This is a genomic window from Terriglobia bacterium, from assembly GCA_020073495.1.
In the GTDB taxonomy this organism is placed as follows: Bacteria; Acidobacteriota; Terriglobia; order Terriglobales; family Acidobacteriaceae; genus JAIQFD01.
Genome location: JAIQFD010000007.1, coordinates 1 through 22823 on the forward strand (window position 1 = coordinate 1; position 22823 = coordinate 22823).

Consider the following 22823-nt stretch of genomic DNA (forward strand, 5'->3'; position numbering starts at 1 on the left):
GGCCTCGTACCACACCAGCGTGGGGCACTACAGCCTGACCAGCAAGTACTTCGCCACGTCGGGGGCGGACAATCCGCCGCTGCATGCGCCGGCGAGCGGGGCGGTGGGCGGCAACGGGGTGTACAAGTACGGGGCCAGCACCGTGTACCCCGCCAACAGCTACAACGCCACCAACTACTGGGTGGACATAGTGTTCGCGCAGTGACGTTGCAATCTTGATATTGCCGGGCACGCGTACTCAATGACCTTGCGGGCTGCGCGGCCAAGGGCGGCCGCGCTACAACTTCGTTCAGATGGTGCAGCTACTTTTTCGGCGGAGGCTCGCTCTCGGCTTCCTGAGGGAAGGACTTGAAGGCGACTTCGCGGGACTGCGCCGAAGTTTTCTTAGTGGCATCCTCGGTGTTCTGGGTGAGGCTGCCGCGGACGACGTAGTAGGCTTCCTCGGCGCGGGTCTTCCCTGCCCCGCGTTCGACGCGGCCCTTGAACTCGAACCAGACACCATGCACGGTCCTGGTCTTGAAGCTGAGGTCAGCGCCGCTGAGCGTGGTGTCGGTGAAGAAGTGGTCGAGGAAGAGGCTCTTGTCGGCGTCGGCGTAACGCGAGATGAAGCCGGAGAGGCGTCCGTCCTGGACGCTGAGCTGCACGAACTCGCCGTCCTGGAGGAAGGTGTACATGCCGGAGAGGTCATCCGGCGTCTTCTGGGAGGGCGAGGATTGCTGGGCGAAGGCGGCGGCGCAGAGAACGAGGATGAGGGCGTTTCGCATGGCTCCTAATTAGAACACGGAGCATGGGAGCAAGTGGCAGGCTAGTTCCGTTGCGTCCTGTCGGACGCTCCGCCGCAGAGGAGAAATTCAGACGACTCGAAATGCTCAGCAGTATAAAATCGGTCTACTGTCTTTGTTCCGGCCCGTGGTTGAAAAGATGCAGATGCAGGCGCCGCGCGATACGTCCGCTCCACGGACCCCGCGTCCTGTCCGCCCGCCGCAATTCCTGATCGAACTGGAGCCGTGGCATCGCGGGTTCCTGCGCAACCTGCGCGACACGGTGCGCCCCCGCGTGGAGCCGATGCAGATGCTGACCTCGCGGCCGGAGCCCTTCTGGCCCGACGTGTTCGTCAGCATGGAAATCCCGCGGCGGCCGCTGCTGCAATCGTCGCTGTACCACGTCTTCATCGTGATCGCGCTGTGGGGCCTGTCGCACACCTTCGTGTTCCGGACGCGGCCCGTCCAGAACTCGTTCTTCCACAATCAGAGGATCACCTACTACGACGTTTCGGAATACCTGCCGGCGATCGACACGGGCAGCACGCCGGCGAAAGAGGCGAAGAAGGGCGAGCCGGAGTACTCCAAGCAGCGGATCATCTCGGCGCCGCCGCACCCGGACAACAGCACGCAGACGATCATCGACCCGGTCAACCCAAGGCTGCTGACGCAGGAAGCAAAGCTGCCGAACATGGTGGTATGGACGCAGGCGCCAGCGCCTCCGGTGGCGTCGCGGAACCTGGCAAAATTGACGGCGCCCGCACTGGTGGCACCGGTGCCGCCGCCGGTGCATAGTCCGGCGCGTACCCTGTCGCAGCTCGCGGCACCGAAGCCGGAGAACACGGCGGTGGCTCCCGCGCCGGATGCGGGAGACCCCAACCTGGCGAAGCTGAACCTGCCGAAAATCGCTGCCGCGGGCGTGGTGGCGCCGGCGCCCGACGCGGGACAGCGCGACATGGGCGACATCAATATAGGACGATCGGAGCTGGTCGCCACCAACCCGGCGCTTCCCATGCCCGAGCAGCGCGCGGCCAACCTGTTGGGCGGAAGCGGCGCGGCTGCGCTCGCAGGCGTGGCCGGAGCGGTGCCACCGCCCCCGGCGGTGGATTCAGGGGGAGGCATCGCGGAGAGAGCGGCGGGCCAGTTCGTGGCGCTGAGCGTGCGTCCATCGCCGCCAGCGGGTCCCATCGAGATCCCTGGCGGCAACCGGCGCGGCATCTTCGCTGCGACCCCGGAAGGCAAACCGGGCGCGCCCGGGACTCCGGACATTGCCGGCGGCGGCAAGGGCGGCGGCAACGGCAGCGGAAGCTCGGGAGCGGGCAATGGTGGCGGCGACGGCGGAGGTCCGACGGGAATCTCCGTCGGCGGGGCACCGGCCACAGCGAGCAGCGGCGCCGTGGTGGCCAGCGCACCGCCGGCACACCCCGTCGTCAGTGGAGAGGCGCTGAAGCGCAGCCTGCTGGCGGCGGCAGCGCCACACCGGTTGGCCGACATCGCGCGTGCGACCGCTCCCGGCTCGACCATGAACCGTCCCGATGCGCCGGAAACGGGCAAGATCGAGGACAAGGTCTTTGGCCCCAAGAAGTACTACTCGATGATCCTGAACATGCCGAACCTGACCTCTGCCGGCGGCAGCTGGATCATGCGCTTCGCCGAGCTGAAGCAGACGGGCGCTCCGGGCGAACTGACGGCGCCGGTCGCCATGAGCAAGGTGGACCCGGCGTATCCGCCGGAGCTGATGCGCAAGAACGTCGAGGGAACGGTCACACTCTACGCCGTGATCCGGGCCGACGGCACAGTGGGGGAGATCCGGGTGCTTGAGGGGCTGGACGACAAGCTCGACGAGAACGCCAAGCGAGCGCTGGGGCGCTGGCACTTCCGTCCCGCCACAAAGAACGGCAACGCCGTGGACCTGGAAGCGGTGGTGTTCATCCCCTTTAAGGCCAGGAAAGCCAGCTTCTGAGGCACGTCGAGGCGCCCCCAACCCCGATTGTCAAGTTTTTCAACACCTTCAAAATGCAAAGTTCTGTCACTTAGACGCAGACGTTTGCACACTTCATCGGCGAAGAATCCACACAGAGAAGCGTAAGTGATTTATCGTGTGGCGATTATAATTCTCCCGGAGATTGGAACTAGATTTGCTACACTTCGGGTAAGAATTTTGGGGCTCTGTCCTTGGTCCCGCCGAGTTTCTGACTTCCAGATTCAATCGCTCAGGGTAGGTAAGGAGACCGAACATGGTAGTGCGCGCGCGTTCTCTTGCTCTTCTGGCCATGGCAGCCATGCCGCTTCCGGCGCTTGGAGGCACCCTTGGCACCCCGAACTTCATGTGTGACGGCAGTGCCCTGACCGGGATCACCTGGGGGGACGGCCTCGCCTCAAACGGCATCATCGCGGTGCTCGATCAGGGCGTCGGAGTGCCGGCGGTGCAGAAGTCATTCAGTTGCGGCAACAGCATGTACAGCACCGGAGGAGTCCAGGGCAACAGTTTTGCCATCAATTTCGGGCAACTGCCCGCGGTCCAGGACGCCGCGCTGAAGTTCGAGTTTGGGAGTTTTGACTATAAGGAATTCAAGTTCAACGCCGACGGCGCCAAGATCGAGTTCCAGGTCACTGACTTCAATCTGTACATCGACTTGCTGAAGCTGGACTCCGCGGGCAAGGAATTCGTGTTCAGCCAGGACTTCATCGGCGTGAAGATGGAGTACAAGCTGGGATTTGGCAGCGCCCAGTCGCCGAACAACATGTTCTTCCTGAATGGGAATGGCGAGTTGGTCTTCGATCCGCCGATGCCGGGAGGCTTCGCGGAAATCAGCTTTTACGACAGCCCGCAGGTGCCGGAGCCGTCGAGCCTGGCGCTGCTGGGCACGGGGCTGCTGGGACTGGGTGGAGTGGTGCGCCGCAGACTGGGCCTGTAAGAGAAAGATCTCACCACGGAGACACAGAGAGCACAGAGAAGATCAGCAAATCCTCTGTGCTCTTGTTCTTTGCGGGAGAATGTCCCGGCAAAGTAGATAATGATGCGGCGCACATGACCCTGTACGACGAGTTCCGCTATCCCGGAAAGTTTTACCCGCAGGCGTCTCCGGAACGGATGGCGACGCTGGCCACGCTGTTTGGCGCCCGACCGGCGCCGGTGGACCACTGCCGCGTGCTGGAACTGGGCTGCGGCGAGGGCGGGCACACGATCCCGCTGGCCTATGCGTTACCCCAGAGCCAGTTCGTGGGCGTGGACCTGTCGGAGGCGTCGATCAAAAGAGCGCGGGAGCTGGCCGCGCGGCTGGGATTGAACAACGCTGAGTTCCGCGCGCTGGACCTGACGCAGTTTCCCGCCGACGCGGGAACCTTCGATTACATCATCGCGCACGGGCTGTACTCGTGGGTGCCGGAGGCGGTGCGGCAGGCGGTGCTGGAGGTCTGCGGCAAGCACCTCGCACCCGATGGCGTCGTCTACGTCAGCTACAACACCTATCCTGCCGGGCACCTGCGGCAGATCCCGCGAGACTTGATGCGCTTCCACACGCGGCATATCTCCGATCCCGCGACCAAGGTGCGCGAGGCGCGCAACATCCTGGAATTCGTGATCTCGGCCATCCCGCAACCCACGCACGAGCGCGAGCTGCTGAAAAGAGAATTGGCCGTGTACAAGAAATCCGATGCGTTCGTCTTCTTCGACCCGCTGTCGGAGACCAGCGACCCCTTCTACTTCCTGGACTTCATGGAACAGGCGGCGGCGCACGGATTGCAGTTCGTCGCCGAGGCGGAGATCCAGAACATGCGGACGGCGCACCTGGTGGAGAACGTGCGCCGGCAACTGGACGCCATGACCGACCGCCTGTTGCGTGAGCAGTACCTGGACTTCATCAACTGGCGAGGGTTCCGCCAGACCATCCTGTGCCGCGCTGGACACGACCTGGACCTGACCTTGGTGCCGGAGCGCATGGAGTGGTTGATGATCATGTGCTCGATGAAGCCGGTGCAGCCGATCGCAGATCTGAACAGCGCGGAGAAGGTGGAGTTCAGGGATTTCTATGCCCACACGGTGACCGTCGAGGAGCCGCTGCCCAAAGCGGTGTACCTCGAACTGGGCGAAAGATTCCCGCGCGCGGTTCGCTACGCCGAGCTGCGCGAGCGTGCCTGCCGACGGGTCGGGCTGGACGGCGGTCACCTGGAGGTGGAGACGGAGGCCAAGCTGATCCGCATGCTGGTGTCGTCGTACGCCAATGGGGTGGCGGAGTTCCACGTGTACCAGGGGCCGTTCTGCACCGAGGTCAGCGAGCGCCCGGTGGCCAGCGCACTGGCGCGCATCCAGGCCGAGGCAGGGACCCCGGTGACGTCGCTCTACCTCGCGGGCTTCACCATGGAAGACTCCGTGCTTCGCCGCCTGCTGCCGTTGCTGGACGGCACGCGCGACCATGCACAGTTGCTGAGCGATCTGCGCCAGTGTGTCAACGGCGATCAGGAGGTCACCGCCGAGACGATGGGGAAAGCATTGAAGACGCTGGCGGCCTACGGGATGCTGATGGGCTAGGATCTCGCCTATTTCTTTGCGAGATACTCCCTGGCGCGGTGCAGCTCCGGACCTTCATTCGCCTTTCCGCAGACATCCAGCAGCTTGGCGTAGAAGTCGCGAGCCTTGGCAACCTGACCGGCCTGTTCGGCGGCGCGCGCCGCCCCGTACAACCCGTTGAATCGGTTGGGCGCAGTCTTCAACGACGTTTCGTACTCGGCCAGGGCAGCCGCCGGTTGCATCAGCTCCAACAGGAAGTCGCCCAGCAATTCGCGCGCGGGCACGACCGGACCGGGGGTCATCGGGTCCTTGTCGCTGGTGTCCTCCAGTTCGGCGGCGGAGCGCATCAAGGGAAGGGCCTGGTCGTCCTTGCCCTCAAGGTGGAGAAGCCACGCCGCAGCCTCGCGACGCTGAATCTCGACTTGGCCGGCCCAGTACTGGCTGGGAGCCTCCTTCGACGCGAGCAGAGTGTTCTCGAGCGACTGAAGCTTATCCACATCGAAGCGTGCGGCGTCCAGGTCCCCCATGTGCGCGGCGCCGAGAGCACGCGCCCACCAGGTGATGGCTTCTGCGGCGGGCCAGGTGCCGGTCCGCGGCATCAGGAAGGCGGCTCCGGTCCAGTGGCGGCGCTCGACGGTGAAGCGAGCGGGAATGGCAGCCAGCGCGTACCAGGACTTGGGGCTGGGGGCCTGCGGATTAGTAAGGATGGTTGCCTCCTCCAAGACGCGGCGAGCCTCGCCTTCCTGCCCGCTTTGCAGAAAGGCGTAAGCCAGGTAGTCCATGGCGTGCAGGCGCTCGTCCCAGGGACCGGGCAGGCGCGCCTGGAGTTCGTAGTCGCGTGCCGCGGCCGCGGAGGCAAGGTTCGAGGAGATGGCCTCCTGCCAGTAGCCCAGGCGAACGAAGATGTGCGACGGCATGTGCAACGCGTGCGGCACGTCGGGAGCAATCTTGGCGTAAGCGCGCGCGGCTCCCAGCCCCTGCTGCGCAAGGACCGGGTTGTCGTAGCTGTGGATGATGAAGTGTGTGAGCCCGGGATGGTTCGGCTGCAGCGGGTAGATCTTTTCCAGAATCGCGCCCGCCTGCTTCTGGTTGGCGAAAGTCTTGTCGGTCTTGGGAGCGGTAGCCAGCAACGCGAGGGCGTAGAGGATGGCACCTTCTCGGTCGTCGGGATAGCGGGCGCTCAGATCGGCCATGGCCTTCTCGTAAGCCAGGGCGCGGGCACGATGCTCGAGTTTGTCGGAGTCTTTGTAGAAGGCTTCGATGGCTGCGATGTAAGCGCGCTCGCGGTCGGTTGAGGCGCCGACGGCCCTGGCCTTCTCCACCGCCGCCAATCCCAGCTTCAGCTCTTCCTTATTGGGAGGCGGGGTCCAAAGCTGGTGCCAGCCGCTCATGGCGACGCCCCAGTAAGCCATCGCACAGCGCGGGTCGGTGTCGGCGATGGCGGCGAATGCCTTGCCCGATTCCTCATACCAGAAGGAATAGAGCATGGCCAGCGCGACGTCGAATTGCTGCTGTGCGGAGGCCGAGCAGGAGATCGGGAAGTGAACCCTGCCCAGGCGCTCCATGTTCCCGAAGTGCGAATGCTGATGCTCGTCGGCGAGAGCTGGAACGACCGCAAGGAAGAGAATGGCCGTGGTCAAGCAGGCCATGCGGAACGACATGAATCACCTCTCCGCTGTATCTTTCAAGACGTTAAGGAAGGTCGCCCGGAAAGTGGCGGGATTATAGCCGCGCGGTTCGTGTTTGCCTAGCGCGCATGGCGACCTAAGAGGAAGCGACGGCCGCGCTCTTGCCGTTGGAGATCATGGCGTAAATCTCCTCGGCGGTGCAGACCTCGTAGTAGAGGCGGTCGGTCCAGGACCTCAGAGTGAAATCGGCGGCGTTGATGTGCGGGATGCGTCCTTCGCGCACGGCGATGAGGTGGAAGCCGCCGGAGGGCACCGGCACCATGCCGGCGTAGATCTTCGCCGAGGTCTCGCCCAGCACGGTGGGGAGGGGCAGCTCGCGTTCCTCCAGCGAGATCTCGGTCTTCAGCTTATTGAAGGCGGCCTGGTTGATGTGGATGCCGCCGATGTTGTAGCGCACCAGGAATTCGTCGGGGATGCCGCCGGTGTCGGCGTCGTTCACCGTCTGGAAGGAGAAGACGGTGAACGGGGTCTGGTTGCCGGACAGGTAGTTGCGCGCGCCCTTGCTGCAGGAGGAGAGGCGGTCGCTCTCGTTGAGCGCCTTGGAGATCATGATGCGGTTGGTGCCGTCCATGAGGTACATGGGCGGCGAGTCCTGGAAAGAAATGCCGATGCCCAGCTCCAGGACGGGTAACCCCTGCTCCTGCGACTTGCGGTTATAGGCGCGGACGATGTCGATCATCTCCCTGGCCAGGACGCAGATCTGGGCGACTCCGAACTGGGCCTCGCCCTCGCGCTCGAACATGGCGAGGATGACGGCGTCGCCCTCGATGAAGACCTTGGTCGCGCCGTACTGCGGCAGCAGCTTGTTAATCGGGTCGTAGAAGTTCAAGGAGAAATACGAGGCCGGGTTGAGGCCGCGCTCGAACAGGGTGCGGGTGAGGGTGGTGGAGTCACGGATGTCGGCCTTGAGGACGACGTGGTCGATGACCTTCTCCTCGACCGGCTTCAGCTCCTCCGGCAGCAGGAACTCGTAGAGCGTGCTGTTGATGGAGGAGAGCTGGCGAAGGCGGTCATTGGCCAGGACATTGACCAGCTCGGTGGCCTCGTTGAGCGCCTCCAGGCGGCGCAGGTCGCGGTGGTAGCGCATGAAGTCCACCAGGAAGCGGCCGGCGATCTTGGCGCGGTCGCCGCCCTTCATGCCGTCGATACGCTTGATCGCGGTATGCAGGTTGGCCGGCGAGATCTTGCCGTGGCTCTCCAACAGGGCTTCCACGCGCTTGCGCTCGTCCTTGGAAATGAGCGCGTTCTTGAGCTGCTGGGCGTTGATGGGGGGCGAATACTGCGCCAGCAGAGGCACGACTTCGTAGGACGAGATGACGTGCCCCATGATGCCGGCGTTCTCCAGCGTGGTCTGCCACTCCTGGAGGACCGCCTTCTGGCCTTTGCCCTTGGGGGTGTTCTCGTCGGGAGCGCCGCCGGCCAGCAGCTCCTGGGCGTTGTCGGGCACGTTGAGCTGGTAATCGAGCGTGCCCTCGCTCTCGCCTTCCTTGAGCACGCCCAGGGCCTTCAGGAAAGAACAGGCGACCTCGAGCATGGTGCCGAAGCGGTCGGGATCGTTCTCGTAGTTGCCGAGCATGACGTAGTGCTCGGCGTTCAGGTAATCGTCGCGGCCGTCCTCGGTGAACAGCAGGCGGTTGAGGAAGAGATCGTACTCGTTCTTGTGATTCTCGCCGAAGAGGGAGCGGCGCATCTTTCCCAAGGTCTCTTTCTCAATGTCACGGACGGTGGTGAACATGTCCTGGCCGACACGGCGCAGGACAGATCTCTTGTTGACCTGGAAGTGCCAGAAGCGCTCGCGAACCTCTACCGCCTTCTGTGGGTTGGGCTGGCGCGGGCCCTCGAAGGTCTTGACCTTGGCGCTGCAGCGCTGCAGGACCTCGTTGTATTGCGTGGTCAGCTCGGTGCGCAGGAGCTTGACCACGGCCAGGCGGAGAAGCAGATCCAGGTGCTGGTTGTCGTCCGTCTTGGCGCGATTCAGGGCGCCGACGTGCAGCTCGGACATCATGCGCTTGAATTCGGCGGGGTCGGCGGGCTTCTCCTTCGGCTGCTGCTCGGCGGGGCGGATGACGGAGGGCGGGCGGTAGCTGATGGTCTGCTCCTGGACCAGGAGCGGCTCCACGTTGCCGTACTTGGCGATGAGGCGGACGATGTGCTGGCGGGCAGCGTCGCAGAATTTATGGCTGAGCCAGACGTCGTGGCGGACGTTGTCCACGCCGGTGACCAGGCCCAGGAGCGGGAGCTCCGGCTTGTACGTCGCCAAGCTGAGCTGGCGAAGGTGCTCCTCGAGGTTGCCGCGCTGTAGAAACGAAAATGGCATTGCCACGAACGGCCGCGTGCACCAGACGCACGCAGGCTGCCTATCGCGCCGGGGGCTTTAGCGGGCGAGAGTATCACCGTTGGGGCAGCCCTGCCAACGCTAGAAGCGTTACCCATCGAGTGCCGGCGCCCCGGCCTCAGTAGAAACCGGAGGCCTGGCTTTTCCTGCGGGCCGCCTCGAACTCGTCCGGCCGCTCCCAACCGATGAGAACGGGCAAAGTGGCGGCACGCCAGCCCAGCGCGAAGCCGAAGCGCAGGAGGACTGACCCGTCACCGAAATCAGCGTTGAAATCCGTTCGGACTGACGTTTTGGCTGCCTGCGTGGGCGAGATCCTTCGCTCGGCACGCCCTACCCCAGGGCGCGCCTCGCTCAGAATGACAGGGATGAAGATCTGTCGATAGTTCCTTCGATCCGCGACCGCGGATCAGTTCAGGGAGCCTCAACCGGCCTTGAATTCGGGGACGTCCTCGCCCGGCTTGAAGACCGGCTTAGGCTTGGCGCCGGCGGCCTGGGCCACCCGACGGTTGATTACCTCGATGCCCGCCTTCGACCAGCCCACGCTGGAGAGCGCGATGCCGCCATCGGGTTCGACCAGGAAGATGGTGGGGACATTGGTGAGTCCGTAGGCGTTCGAGGCCGTGTACTTGTCGGAGGGATCGATGCCCAGCGGGAAGGTGATGCCGTACTCGCGGGCAAAGGCCTTGGTGTCGATTCTGTCGTCCTGCGAGATGCCGAGGAACGTGAACTTATCACCGGGGTAGGCCTTGTAGATGCGCTCCAGGTAGGGGAGCGTCATCTGGCAGATGGGACACGAGATCTTGAAGAATGCCGCAATCACGGGGCCGCGCTGGAGTGATTCCCTAAGAGAAACGGCGCGGCCATCGGTGGTGGTGAGTTTGAGTTCCGGTGCGGTGACGCCGGTGACCAATGCTGCCATGAGCCTCCTCCGACTGACCGCTATTGGATGATCCGGAAGTGGCGAAGGATTTTCCTTGTGAGACCGGTCAGGGGCAGGCGGGAGAGACGGTGGAGCGGGACCCACTCGCCGCCGCGGGAGGCCGCCTTCACCACGCGCACGCGATAGTCGGTAGTGGTGATGGAGTGGCGGAACACGGCGGCGGGGCGGAGGTTGCCCCCTGCTGCCGGCGGGAGTTCCCACATCCCGGGCATCAGGCTCTCGGAGTCGGGCCGCCGGCGCAGGCGCAGGCAGCCGTTGCGCAAGGCCAGGGCATAGGCGATCGCGCGCCGGTGGCGCTTCTCGCTTGGGACAGCCGCCTCGGCTTTCGTCGCCGACAGGCGGGGCGCCTGTCCCACACGGCACCAGCGCGCGATCGGGCACTGGGGGCACAGAGGCGTGACGGGCAGGCAGATGGTCGCGCCCAGCTCCATCATCGCCTGATTGAAATCTCCCGGATTCTCATGGCACAGGAGATGCTCCGCCACATCCCACAACCCGCGCGGCGACGAACCGTTCAGCTCGAACAGGCGGCGCAGGATGCGCTCCACGTTGCCGTCCACCACGGCCACGGGTTCTGCGAAGGCGATGCTGGCGATGGCCGCCGCCGTGTAGCGTCCGATCCCCGGCAGTTGCTGCCATTCGGCCGCCGTGATCGGAAAGACGCCTTCGCGCTGGCGGACGATCTCGCGCGCGGCGCGGTGCAGCAGGCGTGCGCGGCGGTAGTAGCCAAGCCCGCTCCAGACGGCCAGCACTGCCGACTCCGGGGCACGCGCCAACGCTTCGGGGCTCGGGAACCGCCGCAGGAATCGCTCGTAGTGCTCCAGGACCGCGGCCACGCGGGTTTGCTGCAGCATGATCTCCGATACCCACGTGCAGTAGGGGTCGGAGATGCCGCGCCACGGCAGTTCCCGTTGATGAGCGCCATACCAGCGCAACAGTCGGCCGCGCAATGCGGTCAATGCCCGTGGCGGGAGCCCGGTCCGCTCAGTGAAGGCTGCGACGCTGTGCGGCATGAGTGACGATTCCTAGTCAGTCGCCGGGGTGTGCGCGCGCGAGATCAGCAACCAGTTCTTGTCGATCTTCTGCCAGGTGCTGGTCATGCGATACTTATTGGACGAAAGCGGCTTGCCGTCGCGGGTGGCGTTGATGTGCGCGACGTAGGTCACCACCACCACGTCACCCCCGCTGGGGCGGACCGTGATGTCACCCAGGGTGAGATCGGTGATCTGCAGGTGCTCGAAGTACTCCAGCGCCGCGAGCTTTTCGTGGATGCCGGTCGGACCGACATAGACGAACGTCGGCGCCACGTGCCGTTCCAGATCGCTCCAATCCTTTGCCTTCACCGTATCCCAGAAGAGCCGCTCCAGGTGCTCGCCACCGGTGGCGGAAGACCAGGCGCGGACCGGCTTGTCGCTCCACATGGTGCAGCCCGAGCAGAAGGTCAGGAGGAGGACAACTGCACAGGTCAGCGCAGCGCGTGGCGTCATGCCGGCGATTGTACCGCACAGGAACGTAAGCCCGAAGGGTGATTGAAAAAGCGCGGCACGGGCTGCCGCGCTATTCACAATCCACTACCCGGTCCTCAGCACTTCTTTCCGCAGATCTCCACCAGCTCCGGCTTGGCGCCATTGCCGTTGCCATTGCTCTTGGCCTTGGCGATCGCCGCGGTATCCAATTGGTTGAGCCGGGCCTCGAGCGGGACCGAGAACTTGCGCTCGATCTTCTCGCGGAAGACCGGCCCCGAGTTGTAGGCGCAGAAGGGGTAGATCAGTCCGTCGGGCGCCGAGTAGTGGATGACGCAGCGCTTCACGCGCTCGATGTCGTAATTGTAAGAATCCATGAAGTGCATGCACGACACCAGCAGGGTGCGGTAGCTGAACTTGCCGTCCATGCCGTCGCGGCCGAGCTTCTTGTCGGTAAAGCCCTGCAGGGTCTGGAGGAAGCGGGTGAAATCCAGCCCCGGCGGCGCGAACTCGGGCTTGAAGTGCTTGCGCAGCGAGTTCCAGGCGTCCAGCTTGTGGAAGAACTTGAAGTGCGCCTTCTCGGTCCTGGCGGCGATGCGGTCCATGTCGCGCAGGATCCCGGGCACGTCGATGAAGCGCGTCACCGGTACGGCCTTGCGGCTCTTCTCGTCCACGAACAGGTACGTCCCCAGCGAGCAGTGCGGATGGCAGGTCAGGGTGGTGATGGGCTCGCCGCGCATGGCCGAGACCAGGCGGGAGAACGGCGCCACGCAGGCCAGCGGGAACCAGTCGTCGTAGGTATCCAGCACGCCCGTCTGCTCCGATACGCAATGGGCCACGTCGGTCGAGGTGAATCGCTTGTCCGCCAGCTCGTTGCGGTTGATGCGCCCGGTAAAGGTCACGGGCTGGTACACGATGGCGGTGATCACGTCGATGTTGTCCAGCGCCAGTTGCAGGATCTTGCCGATCTCGTGGTCGTTCACGCCTTTGACGATGGTGGGAACGAAGACGATCTTCATGCCCGCCTGGCGCGCGCTCTCGATGCACTTAAGCTTCATCTCGTAGAGCGACTCGCCGCGGGTGCGCTGGTAGATCTCGTCGCAGGTACCGTCGAATTGCAGGTAGAGCGTGGTCAGGCCGTGGTCCCTGGCCTGGCGCGCGAAGGCGGGATCGGAGAGCAGGATGCCGTTGGTGGCGGCCTGCACGTGGCTGAAGCCCATCTCGCGCGCGGCAGCGCAGATTTCCATGAACTGCGGGTGGAGCGTGGGCTCACCGCCGGAAAACTGCACCACGCGCCCGGCCACCGGCTTCTCGTCGCGCAGGCGCTGGAGCATCCCCTTGATGGTCTCGAAATCCGGCTCGTAGAGGTAGCCCTGCACGTTGGCATTGGCGAAGCATACGGGGCAGGTCAGGTTGCAGCGGTTGGTCAGATCGATGTTGGCCAGGCCGGTGTGGGACATGTGCATGGAGCAGAGACCGCAGTCGTCGGGACAAATTGTGGCGTCTTGCACGGCGGGATTGGACAGGCCGCGGCCGTCGCCAAAGCTGAACTCCTCCGCCTTCAGGTACAGGCGGACGTCGGACCAGACCGTGTCCTTGAAATCGCCGTGGTCCGGGCAGGTCTTCTCCATCATGACCCGGCCGTTCTCTTCGAACAGGCGCGCGTCGATGACCCGGATGCATTCCGGGCAAAGCGACTGCGTGGTCTTGGGCAAGCCCTTTTGCAGCGGCTCGATGCGCGCACCGGTGTAGGTGGTGCGGGGCTGGAGGATGTTGAGTTCTTTCCCCGCCTTCACCGTCTTATGGCTTGCGACGCTCGGCATTGGTGTCTGGGTTTCCGGGATCGTCCGTGTGCTCACGCATTTCTCCTGTGCTGTTCGCGCAGTGGGCGGAAACACAGCCGCCTTCGCGGCACACGCCGGCCCCTGCCATCGCTACAGGGTCGCGCAACCGGACGCGGACGCGATGTGACCGCACTCACATCACCACGTGACGCCGGATACATGGGGCAGTGGAAAGCACACAGGGCGCAGCGAGTGGCAGGAAATTGCATCGAATGGCGCGAAAAAAACGACGCCGGAACCCGCGAAGGCAATAAAAAGGCCGCCGGAGGGACCGGCGGCCTCAATCAGGAGGTCGGAACCTAGTCGCCCGCGACCGGCTCCTCGACGTTCTCCACGGCCGGCTTGTGCCCGTTGCCGTTGCCGTTGCCGTTACCATTGCCGTTCCCGTTGGCGGGAGCGATGGTGGCCAGGGGCACGAAGCTCTCGGCGGTCTGGTCCTTGAGCACGTGCTTCTTGTACAGCTTCATCATCTCGGCGTGGTAGGCGGGGTCCTTCTCTTTCATCTTCTGGTCGCGCTGGCGGATCTTCTCTTCGCGCGAGTTCTTCGCGATGCCCATCTTGTCGAGGTCCTGCTGTTCTTCCTCGGTGATGAGGTCGCGATTGAGCGTGTACACGCTCTCCCTCGGCGCTTCGATCTGCACCTTCTTGCCGCCGGCGAAGATCTCGTGCCGCCCGTGCTCGTCATACCACTTGGTCAGGGTGGCGGTCATGTGCATCTTCTCGATGATGTTCCGCCAGCCGACGCCGGTGTTATACGCGCAGAAGCTGATCTCGCCTTCCTGCGTGGCGTAAGGGATGATGCACTGCTCGGTGCGCCGGAAATCGTAGTTCCACAGGTCCTGGAACCACATACCGGCGACGAAGAGGATGTTCCACCGGTCCTTGCGGCGCTTCTCCACGTCCTCGATGGTGCGGTCGGCGGTGACCTTGCCGTACGCGCCGCTTTTCGCCTTCTTGCTGGCGCCGAAGCCCTTATCGAACTTCATGAGCAGGTCGAAGATGGTGAAGTGTGGCGTGGTCTTGAAGGGGTTGTAGTTGCGCATCACCGCCAGGGCCATGCCCAGCAGCGAGAGTTTGCGCCCGCGGCCGGCGTCGGTGACCTTGGCCACGTCCTTGGCGAGCTGGTCGGCGTCCAGGAAGGCGGTGATCGGCGCCGCCTCTTTCGTTTCCTTGTCCACCATGATGCCCATGCCCACGCCGCAGTTGGGATGGCAGCCGCAGGAGAGCTGGCCCCAGGTCTCCTGGGGGCCGTGGAGGTGGTCGGCCCAGTCGGAGAAGGTGCTCATGAACGACAGCGGGAACCAGTCTCGGGTCGGCTCGCCGATGCCCACCTGGTCCTTCACGTCGTGCGCCAGGTGCGCCAGGGTGTAGCGCTGCGCGGCGCGGCGTTCCTCGGTGATCTCCTCGTCTCGGCCGGTGAACGACACCGGCTGGAAGGAGCAGAAGCTGATGACCTTGGGGTTATCAAGCGCGAACTTGATGATGCGCCCCACCTGCTCATTGTTGATGCCGTTGACGATGGTGGTGACCGGCACGATGTCCACCCCGGACTCGTACAGGTTCTCGATCGCCTTCATCTTCACGTCGAACAGGTTGCCCACCTTGCGGTGCGCGTTGGCGGCGTTGCCGATGCCGTCGAACTGGAGATAAGCGTAACGCAGCCCGGCTTCCGCCGCCTGCTTGCAGAATTCCTTCGACTTGGCGAACTCGATGCCGTTGGTCGCCGCCTGCACCGAGTTGTAGCCCACCTTGCGCGAGTAGCGCACCGCGTCCAGGAAGTACGGCGACAGCGTGGGCTCGCCGCCGGAAAACTGCACCGACATCTGCCGCTTCGGCTTGATGCTGATGGCGTTGTCCAGCATCGTCTTGATCTCTTCCCACGTCAGCTCATGGACGAAGCCCACCTGGTTCGCGTCCATGAAGCACGGGTCGCACATCATATTGCAGCGGTTGGTGAGGTCGATGGTAAGGACGGCGCCGCGGCCGTGAGTGATGGTGGAGGTGCCGTGGTGATGCAGGTGCTCGTCGGAGTGGGAGCGCATGTCGCGTCCGGGGAAGCTCTCTTCCAGGTGACGGAACATCACCGGGTCGATGGACATGACATCCTCGAAATGACCGTGCTTGGGACAGTCCTTCACCATCAGGATCTTGCCGTCGCGCTCGATGACCTGGGCCTTGATCTCTCCCGGATGCTCCGTCATCAGGATGTCGAGCGGGACATCGCCGTTGAGGATCTGCTTGCGGATCTCGGGCACGCACTTGGGACACAGGGAGTCGGTGGCGCGCGGCCAGCCGAGCGGCGGCTTGGTCTTCTGATACGACTTCAGGAGCGGCTTCTCGGACCACTTGGGCGTGAAGGCCGGATTGGGGGAGATCTGGTTAAACCTCTCGAAAACCAACCAGGCCCCATTGGCCGCAATGGTCAACGCCTTCTCGAAGTACTTGATCGGCTTGTGCATTTACACACGCTCCCTATGGATCAGACCTGACAAAACACAGCGGACAGCACAACGGGGGACGACACACGCCCGCCGCAGCCATTCCGGACGTGTAGATGTCCATGTCCATTACACTTGTTACTGAACCCCCACCCCAACCGCCAAGCTATGAACGGAGTGTTTTGCAGGCTTAGCGGTGCCTCTATGCATTGAACGGCGATTCGAAGACGTCTCTAAGCCTTTGAAAATCAACGGCTATTGCTGAATCAGGAATATACACGCCGGATTTCGTCCCGCCAAGTTCTTACTTGGTTCCACCCAATCTCGGGGAGGGGCGAGGGTTAACCATCTCGCAATCGGAAGGGGGATTTCGCCTTGTGCGACCGAGGACTGCTCCTGCGACGGTGCGGGGCGCAAAGGAAAGGAGAGGATGCGGAGGCAAGCTGTTATCGGCAAAGGTGCCCGAGGGTTGCCGGAAGTAGAGTCGCAGCGGGATAATGATCTCCTGTGGCAGATCCGCGTCTCACAAAGGTTGCAGCCCCTTGGCCCGACAAGACCGCACGCGTACCAACTTCGAGGACGTCGGCCGCAAGATCGACGACGAACTGAAGCAGATCATCGACTACCTGAACGGCGAGGTGGTGCCCAAGGTGCGCACGCAATCCTCGTCGGCGTTGCGCAAAGCCGCACAGCAATTGCAGAAGCTCGCCGACTTCATGGACGAGCACCGGCAGCGACCTTCTTGAGACTTCACCTCCTTCTGCTGTTGGCGGCGCTGGTTCTGCTCACCGGCTGCGGCGAGAAGAAGCGGGCGCGGGTGCACGTGCCGCCTCCACCGGAAGCGTCGCAACCGGAGAGCCGGCCGGAGCCGATCGAAGTCCCGGCGAACGCCAAGCCGATCCTGGTCGAGACCGGACTTGCAAGCTGGTACGGACCTCCCTATCACAACCGGCGCGGGGCCAACGGCGAGGTATACGACATGAACGCCATGACGGCGGCGCACCGTACCCTGCCACTGAATTCGGTCGTGCGCGTGACCAACCTCACCACGAATCAGGCAGCCCTGGTGCGCATCACCGACCGCGGGCCGTTCGTGGACGGACGCGTGATTGATCTTTCGCTGGCGGCGGCCAGGGAAACCGGGGTTTGGCGCGCGGGGACGGCAAAGGTCCGGTTGGAGGTGCTCCAAGCTCCCGCCCCTCTCGCCACAGGAGGGCGGTGGTGCGTGCAGATCGGCGCCTTCGCCGAGGAAGAGCAGGCGCAGAAGTTGAAGGGCAGGCTGGCGCGACGGTACAAGACGGCGAAGGTGCTGGCCTTCGCCAGCCCGGCCGGGGATTACTGGGTGCGGGTGCGGGTGCTGGGCGACGACCGGCGACGCGCGGAAGAGATCCTGCGGGAAAACAGGACGCCGGAAGGAACGATGTTCCTGGTGCGGCTGGATTAGTGCCCGCCAATCTCGCCCCGCCGCCGCGGGGCTCTCACTTAGCTTCACGCCGTGGACCCTCACGCTCTTCCCTACGGGACCTCGCTCAGGATGACACTGAGTGGAAGACGGCGTAGGATTCTGCGCGCCTATGTCCGACTGCCTGTTCTGCAAGATCATCACGGGAAAGATCCCGTCGAAGAAGGTGTACGAAGACGACAAAGTGTACGTCATCGAAGACATCCACCCGCAAGCGCCGACGCACGTACTCATCCTCCCCAAGAAGCACATCGAGGGAGTGAACACAGCCAAGCCGGAGGACGCGGAAATCATCGGCCACTGCCATTTGATCGCCGCCGAGATCGCGCGGGAACGTGGCATCGAGGACGGCTACCGCACGGTGTTCAACGTGGGGCCGAAGTCCGGGCAGTCGGTGTTCCATCTGCACCTGCATCTGATCGGGGGACGGGTGATGACGTGGCCGCCGGGATAAGTTCCCAGTACTCAGCACTCAGAAAAATCCCTCACGGCTCGGGCGGTGTCTCGCAACGAGCGAACCTTCTCGCCCGCTAGTCACTACCGGCTACCTGCAATCGGCTACTGAGTTTGTTCTTCCTGGTCGTCGTGCGCGCCGTGGCGGCGGAGGATCTGGGGAAGATTCGAGGAAAAGGCGGAGCGCGGCATGACCGCGTCGCATCCGGCCTCCTGCGCCTTCATCTTCAGGTCACCCTGCACGTGGGAGACGAAGCCCAGGATGGAGGTCGTACCTTTCTTGAGCTTGGCGCGCAGCTTGGGGATGGTGGCCAACGGCTTGGCATTGGCGTTGTTCAAGTCGAAGATCACCAGGGATGGAACCTGCTGCCCATTCTGCTCGACGCGGTCGAGGATATCCTTCTCGGTCTTGACGAACTCGACCTTGACGTTGAGCTTGCGGGCCGTGTCCTGGATCTTGGTGAGGAAAAAGAGATCCTCGACGAAGGCGAAGATACGGGTGGCGGCGTCTTCGCGGGCGGGCAGCGGCTCGATCTCGGGATGCTGGAAGAACTGGGATGTGAAGCCGCCGCGCGGGCGGAACTGGTTGCCGCCGTTGCCGTTCTGGGCGTTGCGGTAGCTGTGGTCCATGGGACCGACGAAAGGGGTGCCGCGCTGTCCGCGCCCGCTGCGTTTGCCGCCCGGCGGGTGCTGGGCGTGGCCCTGCGGTCCGCCATGCTTGCGGCGGCGCCGCTGACCCCCGCCGCGGTGGCCGGGCTGATTCGGTCCTTTGTTCATTCGCTCTTGTTCCCCGGGGCCCTCATCATTTGCAGATGGAGCCGTCCTTCCGGCGTGTACCCGTGCGCATGTTCGCATTCAGGCGAAGATCGCAACGGCTGGGTCGCTGTCGAGAACTCATTCGTCCGTCGAGCGCAGGGACATCAGCGCGCGGATGGCCAGCACGATGGGCGTGCGGCTGCTTGGAGGACGAAACGGATGATATCTGTCCTGGAAACCCGGCGCAAGGCCTGTTCCTGAACCTGCGCAGACGCCCCCGCGTCCGCGACAGTCCTATTCTACTACACCTGCAATCCTCCCAGAACGAGTGACCTTGGTCATGCGGAACTATGTGTAGGCAGGTCCGCACTTTACCCCCGACCATTACGCCGGTCACTTGCGTCAAGTAACCACAGGTCTAAGACTAGGGTCACGGGAAGGCAAGAAGTTTTGGGATGGAGCGTTGTGAGTAAAGGGCGACAAAACCCGCTGGCTGTGGTAATCGGCGCAATGGTATTGCTCTTGTGCGCGCCTGCGCGGGCGGAAGAGCCTGTCGATGTTGCGGTGCCCGTGGACTGGAGCCACCAGCACATGATCATCACCAACCGGGCGACCCTCCAGGAGCGGATGGCGGCTTCGCGGGACCCTCGCGCACTGACCAATGCGGTGCGGCGGACGCAGGCGATGATGGCCGCCGGCCAGCAAAACCGCAACGCCAAACACTACGGCGCGGGATCGTCCCGCAAGATGCAGCGAGACTGGAGCGTTTCCATGGGGGCCGGGCGGGTGGCGCCCGGCATGTCGCCGGCCAAGTACGGCTTCGCAGTGTCCTCCACCTTCCTGATCGCGAGTTGCACGACCGACTACGCGGTGTATGGCCTCGATGTGGCGGGCACGGCGAACACGCCCGGGGGCCAGGCGAACCTGGTCGGTCTGCGCAACCTTTACAGCGGCAGTGCCGGGTACTGTGGGTTGGCCAGCATCGCCGCCTCCGGCGCATCGCGCGTCGGCAACGTGGTCACAATCACCACGACCGCGCCGCATGGCTTTACGGCCGGCATGCAGGTGGCCATCGCCGGAGTGGCCAACGTGAGTTTCAACGGGACATTCACGGTGGCTTCCGTGCCGAGCGCGATCGCGTTCACATACGCGCAGGTCGCGGCCAACGCAACCAGCGGCGGCGGCACGGCGTCGTTCGCCTCCGCGTCGGTGGCCTTCGCCTACAACATCACGACCGCAGCGGGCGGACGCATCCTGACCTCGCCCAGCATCTCGCTGGACGGAAGGAAGATCGCCTTCGTCGAGAGCACGGGGACGGCGTCCATCTTCCACGTGCTGACGCTCGACCCGTGCGTCACTTCGACGGCCGGGTGCAGCAACAACGGGACCAGCGCGACCAGCTCGGCGGTGCCGGGGAATGGGAATGCGGCCTCGATGGTCTCGATCACGTATTCGCATTCGAGCAATACGCTCTCGTCGCCGTGGATCGATTACTCGCCGGCGGGTGATGCGGCGTACGTCGGCGATGATAACGGCACCCTCTACCGCATCAAGGGGGTGTTCTACGGCGCTCCCGCGCTGGACGCCACCTTCGGCGGAAGCGGGTCCATTGTCGTCAGCAGTGGCTTGCAGCTACTGGGCCCGGTACTGGCACAAGGTTGGCTGATGGTGGGTGACAGCAGCGGGACGATCAAAGCAGTCCTGGCTTCCAGCCCGTTCACGGTGGCGTCTTCGACCTTTGCCGTGGGGACTGGCATGGGGGACCCGCCGGTTGTGGACGCGTCGACTACAGGAGTGTTATCGGTATTCGAGACAGCGGCCAGCGGTTTCACGATAGAGCAAGGCATCTTTAACACCAGTTCGCAGCAGTTCACCAGCACGACGTCGGTGAGCATCGGCCACAGTACGGCCGGCAATGCTCATGCTCCGGCGCTGGATAACAACTACTTCCTGGGTACGATCGATGCGACCCATGGATTCATCTATGCCTGCGGCGCCCTGGGAGGTTCCCAGCACCCCGCCCTGTACAGAGTGGGATTCACTGCCGGGTCGCCTCCGACCGTGCGCGCTACCTCCGTCAGAGGCCCGACGCTTGCCAACAGCAACGCAGAGTGCTCTCCTCTCACCGAGTTCGCGAACCCGAACATCGCGGTCAAGGACTTGCTTTTCGTAGGCGATACCAGCGGCGAGGTGCAGTCGTTCGACATCACCGGCGCCATGCCGGGCAACGCGGTGGCCACAGTGGCGGAGCCGGGCGGCACCAGCGGCATCATCGTGGATACCACGCAATTGAGTTCGAACCAGGGATCGAGCATCTACTTTACGACCTTGTCGAATGCGGGCGGCAACTGCGGCGCGAACAACTACTGCGCCATCAAGCTGACGCAGAACGAATTGCAGTAGCGGAAACTTGCGCAGGTGGAATGGTGGGCGCTGAAGGATTCGAACCTTCGACTTCCACCGTGTGAAGATGGCACTCTACCGCTGAGTTAAGCGCCCAACCTGTTGGATTTTATCACTTGCTTTCACCCGGAAACACCCACTGCGCCAAATCGCGGCCATCAATCTCACCCCGCCATCGATGTCATGGTTGGTTCGAAGCACTGGCGTGTCCGAGTGGGAGTGCGTAGTGGGACCAGGTTGGTCAGAGGCACGAAAAAACCGGGTGAGTTCACCCGGTTTTGTCGTGAAGTTTGGAGTCGAGTTAGAGCGACAGTCTGCGACGAACCACGCCCGCCAGACCGAAGAGGCCGCTTCCCAGGAGCATCAGGCTGCCCGGCTCGGGGACAACTTGTTGCTCGGGGACGAACTCGAGGGTCCCGCCGATCGCAAACTGGTTGTCACCGCTGGCGGCAGCATTGATGGCGGCTACCGCGGCGGCGTCCAGCGAAATCAGGATCTGACTGCCATTATCGGCGGCCGACGACAGGTAACTCCCGTACAGGATCCCGCCACCGAGATCGCCGTAAATGCCAACCTGGCCGGAGCCATCAGCGGTCAGCGTGCCGTTCGGCGTGCTGACGTCGAACACGCTGTAGAGTGCCGTCGGGTTCGGATTGACGTAGCCGCCCACAGGAGGATTTCCCACGTTCAAGATCGCGCTGCTGACGTGCTGCCCGCCCAGATTGGCCAGATCAAACGCAAAGAAATCGTTCACCAAGTACGCGAGGCCGCAGTCGCTCGCGCTGCAATAGCCAGCGGCGTAGTTGGTGTTGCTGGCCTGGTGAGAGCCGGTGCTGTCCCACCAGCCGGTGGAATACGCATCGATGACGACCTTTCCTTCGCCGACCGTCAGAATCAACTGCTGGAATCCATACGGCGTGGCACCGAAGAGCAGCTGTGTCTGGGTGTCAGCCGAGGCTAAGGGGGCCGCCAACAAACCTACCGTGAGAACCAAGAAAGCAAGGAGACCAAGCCGTCGCATAGTCGTATGCACCTCTTCTGCTTGATTCAGTGCATTTTGGGGGCCACACGTGACAGCTTAGTTTTCAAGAAGATAGCGGAAAGTTGCGGGAATCGCCGTGCAATTCATTTCTACAATGTTGCAACGCGTTTCACCCGCTGACGCAGAGTGGAGTCGCAGCGACGCGTGTCTTGGGAGCGGAAGTTTATCGCGCATACTCGCCGGAACTTACGCTGGCCGGCTGCTGCAAGGCATCGAGTTCGCGCTGCGCTTGTTGGCGGTCGGTCACAAGATTCTTCAGGGTCTCGCGTTCCCGCTCGAGAGCGGCGTTCAGCGACTTGATGACGTAGTCCTTATTGGTGGCCGCGAGCTGCTCCTGGAGGTCCTGGATCTTCGAGGTCAATGCAGATTCCTGCTGCTGCAAACCTGCGATCTTGGCGCGCAGTTCTTCCATCGGATCGGGCGTGTTCGCAGGTGAGGAATCCGGCTCAGGCTGTGCGGCCTGCGCCGGAGTGTCAGAGGTGGACGGAGCGCCGGCAGCGGGGCCCGCACCTTGCTGGGTCGCGGCCTGGTCCGCCGATGGTTGCTGGTCTTGGGAACGGGCCGGGAGATCGTCGTCGGTAACGACACGGCGCGCTTGGGGCTTGGCCTTCTGCCGTTCCTGCTTGGCCAGGTCACCGAGTGACGGGGTCTGCTGCCCCGCTGCCACGATGCCGGCCAACAGGATGGTCAGAATCCCGAGGACCAGCGCGCGCCATGTCATATCGAAG

The 22823-nt window shown here is 63.6% G+C and carries 19 protein-coding genes and 1 tRNA gene; 8 read left to right on the top strand and 12 right to left on the bottom strand.

From position 1 onward, the window contains the following. Nucleotides 1-205, top strand: a 205-nt coding sequence (locus LAN37_15480; protein MBZ5648611.1) for a DUF4082 domain-containing protein, incomplete at its 5' end; no start/stop codon positions are given. 97 nt (nt 206-302) lie between these two features. Here LAN37_15480 and LAN37_15485 read toward each other — a convergent pair. Then, nucleotides 303-764: a hypothetical protein gene (locus tag LAN37_15485; GenBank protein MBZ5648612.1), complete on the bottom strand. Its 462-nt coding sequence runs from the start codon at nt 762-764 to the stop codon at nt 303-305. Nucleotides 765-927: 163 nt separating this feature from the next. Here LAN37_15485 and LAN37_15490 point away from each other — a divergent pair, with 163 nt between their 5' ends. The 3 genes from LAN37_15490 (at nt 928) to LAN37_15500 (ending at nt 5292) form a co-directional block, all read left to right on the top strand. Continuing rightward, nucleotides 928-2724, top strand: a complete 1797-nt coding sequence (locus tag LAN37_15490) for a TonB family protein (protein MBZ5648613.1) — start codon at nt 928-930, stop codon at nt 2722-2724. 310 nt (nt 2725-3034) lie between these two features. Further along, on the top strand, nt 3035-3679 hold the full coding sequence (locus tag LAN37_15495; protein MBZ5648614.1) for a PEP-CTERM sorting domain-containing protein: 645 nt from the start codon (nt 3035-3037) through the stop codon (nt 3677-3679). Between the two features lie 113 nt (nt 3680-3792). Continuing rightward, nucleotides 3793-5292, top strand: coding sequence for a class I SAM-dependent methyltransferase (locus LAN37_15500; GenBank protein ID MBZ5648615.1), 1500 nt, complete (start codon nt 3793-3795; stop codon nt 5290-5292). 8 nt (nt 5293-5300) lie between these two features. Here the strand turns inward: LAN37_15500 and LAN37_15505 are convergent, their stop codons facing one another. The 7 genes from LAN37_15505 to LAN37_15535 all read right to left on the bottom strand — a co-directional run bounded on the left by LAN37_15505 (nt 5301) and on the right by LAN37_15535 (nt 16000). After that, nucleotides 5301-6932, bottom strand: a complete 1632-nt coding sequence (locus tag LAN37_15505; GenBank protein MBZ5648616.1) for a hypothetical protein — start codon at nt 6930-6932, stop codon at nt 5301-5303. A 103-nt stretch (nt 6933-7035) separates the two neighbouring features. After that, entirely contained in the window at nt 7036-9276 is a 2241-nt protein-coding gene (locus tag LAN37_15510; protein ID MBZ5648617.1) for a hypothetical protein, read from the bottom strand. Between the two features lie 439 nt (nt 9277-9715). After that, nucleotides 9716-10213: a TlpA family protein disulfide reductase gene (locus LAN37_15515; protein MBZ5648618.1), complete on the bottom strand. Its 498-nt coding sequence runs from the start codon at nt 10211-10213 to the stop codon at nt 9716-9718. Between the two features lie 20 nt (nt 10214-10233). Next, entirely contained in the window at nt 10234-11184 is a 951-nt protein-coding gene (locus tag LAN37_15520) for an A/G-specific adenine glycosylase (protein ID MBZ5648619.1), read from the bottom strand. Nucleotides 11185-11259: 75 nt separating this feature from the next. Next, nucleotides 11260-11721 (bottom strand): nuclear transport factor 2 family protein, encoded by a 462-nt coding sequence (locus tag LAN37_15525; protein ID MBZ5648620.1) that lies wholly within the window; start codon nt 11719-11721, stop codon nt 11260-11262. A 95-nt stretch (nt 11722-11816) separates the two neighbouring features. Next, nucleotides 11817-13520, bottom strand: coding sequence for a radical SAM protein (locus LAN37_15530; protein MBZ5648621.1), 1704 nt, complete (start codon nt 13518-13520; stop codon nt 11817-11819). A 320-nt stretch (nt 13521-13840) separates the two neighbouring features. After that, on the bottom strand, nt 13841-16000 hold the full coding sequence (locus tag LAN37_15535) for a radical SAM protein (protein MBZ5648622.1): 2160 nt from the start codon (nt 15998-16000) through the stop codon (nt 13841-13843). 521 nt (nt 16001-16521) lie between these two features. On the opposite strand from LAN37_15535, the gene LAN37_15540 reads away from it, so the two are divergent. The 3 genes from LAN37_15540 (at nt 16522) to LAN37_15550 (ending at nt 17895) form a co-directional block, all read left to right on the top strand. Beyond that, a complete protein-coding gene (locus tag LAN37_15540; protein ID MBZ5648623.1) occupies nt 16522-16725 on the top strand; it encodes a hypothetical protein in 204 nt (67 codons plus the stop codon). Next, complete coding sequence (locus tag LAN37_15545) at nt 16641-17423, top strand: septal ring lytic transglycosylase RlpA family protein (protein ID MBZ5648624.1); 783 nt, start codon at nt 16641-16643, stop codon at nt 17421-17423. Before LAN37_15540 ends, LAN37_15545 begins: the two co-directional genes overlap by 85 nt. Before the next feature lie 130 nt (nt 17424-17553). Then, nucleotides 17554-17895 (top strand): histidine triad nucleotide-binding protein, encoded by a 342-nt coding sequence (locus LAN37_15550; GenBank protein MBZ5648625.1) that lies wholly within the window; start codon nt 17554-17556, stop codon nt 17893-17895. Between the two features lie 104 nt (nt 17896-17999). Here LAN37_15550 and LAN37_15555 read toward each other — a convergent pair whose 3' ends face one another. Then, entirely contained in the window at nt 18000-18419 is a 420-nt protein-coding gene (locus LAN37_15555) for a response regulator (protein MBZ5648626.1), read from the bottom strand. A 741-nt stretch (nt 18420-19160) separates the two neighbouring features. On the opposite strand from LAN37_15555, the gene LAN37_15560 reads away from it, so the two are divergent. Next, on the top strand, nt 19161-21053 hold the full coding sequence (locus tag LAN37_15560) for a hypothetical protein (GenBank protein ID MBZ5648627.1): 1893 nt from the start codon (nt 19161-19163) through the stop codon (nt 21051-21053). Nucleotides 21054-21074: 21 nt separating this feature from the next. On the opposite strand, the gene LAN37_15565 is transcribed toward LAN37_15560, so the two are convergent. The 3 genes from LAN37_15565 to LAN37_15575 all read right to left on the bottom strand — a co-directional run bounded on the left by LAN37_15565 (nt 21075) and on the right by LAN37_15575 (nt 22816). After that, nucleotides 21075-21149 (bottom strand) — tRNA-Val (locus LAN37_15565). Between the two features lie 205 nt (nt 21150-21354). Then, complete coding sequence (locus tag LAN37_15570) at nt 21355-22074, bottom strand: PEP-CTERM sorting domain-containing protein (GenBank protein MBZ5648628.1); 720 nt, start codon at nt 22072-22074, stop codon at nt 21355-21357. A 184-nt stretch (nt 22075-22258) separates the two neighbouring features. Continuing rightward, complete coding sequence (locus tag LAN37_15575; protein ID MBZ5648629.1) at nt 22259-22816, bottom strand: hypothetical protein; 558 nt, start codon at nt 22814-22816, stop codon at nt 22259-22261. Between the last annotated feature and the right edge of the window lie 7 nt (nt 22817-22823).

Excerpts from the sequence above, each read along its gene's own strand:
- LAN37_15560 (MBZ5648627.1), top strand. The coding sequence starts at position 19,161 with ATGGTATTGCTCTTGTGCGCGCCTGCGCGGGCGGAAGAGCCTGTCGAT.
- LAN37_15515 (MBZ5648618.1), bottom strand. The coding sequence starts at position 10,213 with ATGGCAGCATTGGTCACCGGCGTCACCGCACCGGAACTCAAACTCACC.
- LAN37_15570 (MBZ5648628.1), bottom strand. The coding sequence starts at position 22,074 with ATGCGACGGCTTGGTCTCCTTGCTTTCTTGGTTCTCACGGTAGGTTTG.
- LAN37_15490 (MBZ5648613.1), top strand. The coding sequence starts at position 928 with ATGCAGGCGCCGCGCGATACGTCCGCTCCACGGACCCCGCGTCCTGTC.
- LAN37_15500 (MBZ5648615.1), top strand. The coding sequence starts at position 3,793 with ATGACCCTGTACGACGAGTTCCGCTATCCCGGAAAGTTTTACCCGCAG.
- LAN37_15550 (MBZ5648625.1), top strand. The coding sequence starts at position 17,554 with ATGTCCGACTGCCTGTTCTGCAAGATCATCACGGGAAAGATCCCGTCG.
- LAN37_15495 (MBZ5648614.1), top strand. The coding sequence starts at position 3,035 with ATGGCAGCCATGCCGCTTCCGGCGCTTGGAGGCACCCTTGGCACCCCG.
- LAN37_15510 (MBZ5648617.1), bottom strand. The coding sequence starts at position 9,276 with ATGCCATTTTCGTTTCTACAGCGCGGCAACCTCGAGGAGCACCTTCGC.
- LAN37_15535 (MBZ5648622.1), bottom strand. The coding sequence starts at position 16,000 with ATGCACAAGCCGATCAAGTACTTCGAGAAGGCGTTGACCATTGCGGCC.
- LAN37_15530 (MBZ5648621.1), bottom strand. The coding sequence starts at position 13,520 with ATGCCGAGCGTCGCAAGCCATAAGACGGTGAAGGCGGGGAAAGAACTC.
- LAN37_15575 (MBZ5648629.1), bottom strand. The coding sequence starts at position 22,816 with ATGACATGGCGCGCGCTGGTCCTCGGGATTCTGACCATCCTGTTGGCC.
- LAN37_15485 (MBZ5648612.1), bottom strand. The coding sequence starts at position 764 with ATGCGAAACGCCCTCATCCTCGTTCTCTGCGCCGCCGCCTTCGCCCAG.
- LAN37_15505 (MBZ5648616.1), bottom strand. The coding sequence starts at position 6,932 with ATGTCGTTCCGCATGGCCTGCTTGACCACGGCCATTCTCTTCCTTGCG.
- LAN37_15525 (MBZ5648620.1), bottom strand. The coding sequence starts at position 11,721 with ATGACGCCACGCGCTGCGCTGACCTGTGCAGTTGTCCTCCTCCTGACC.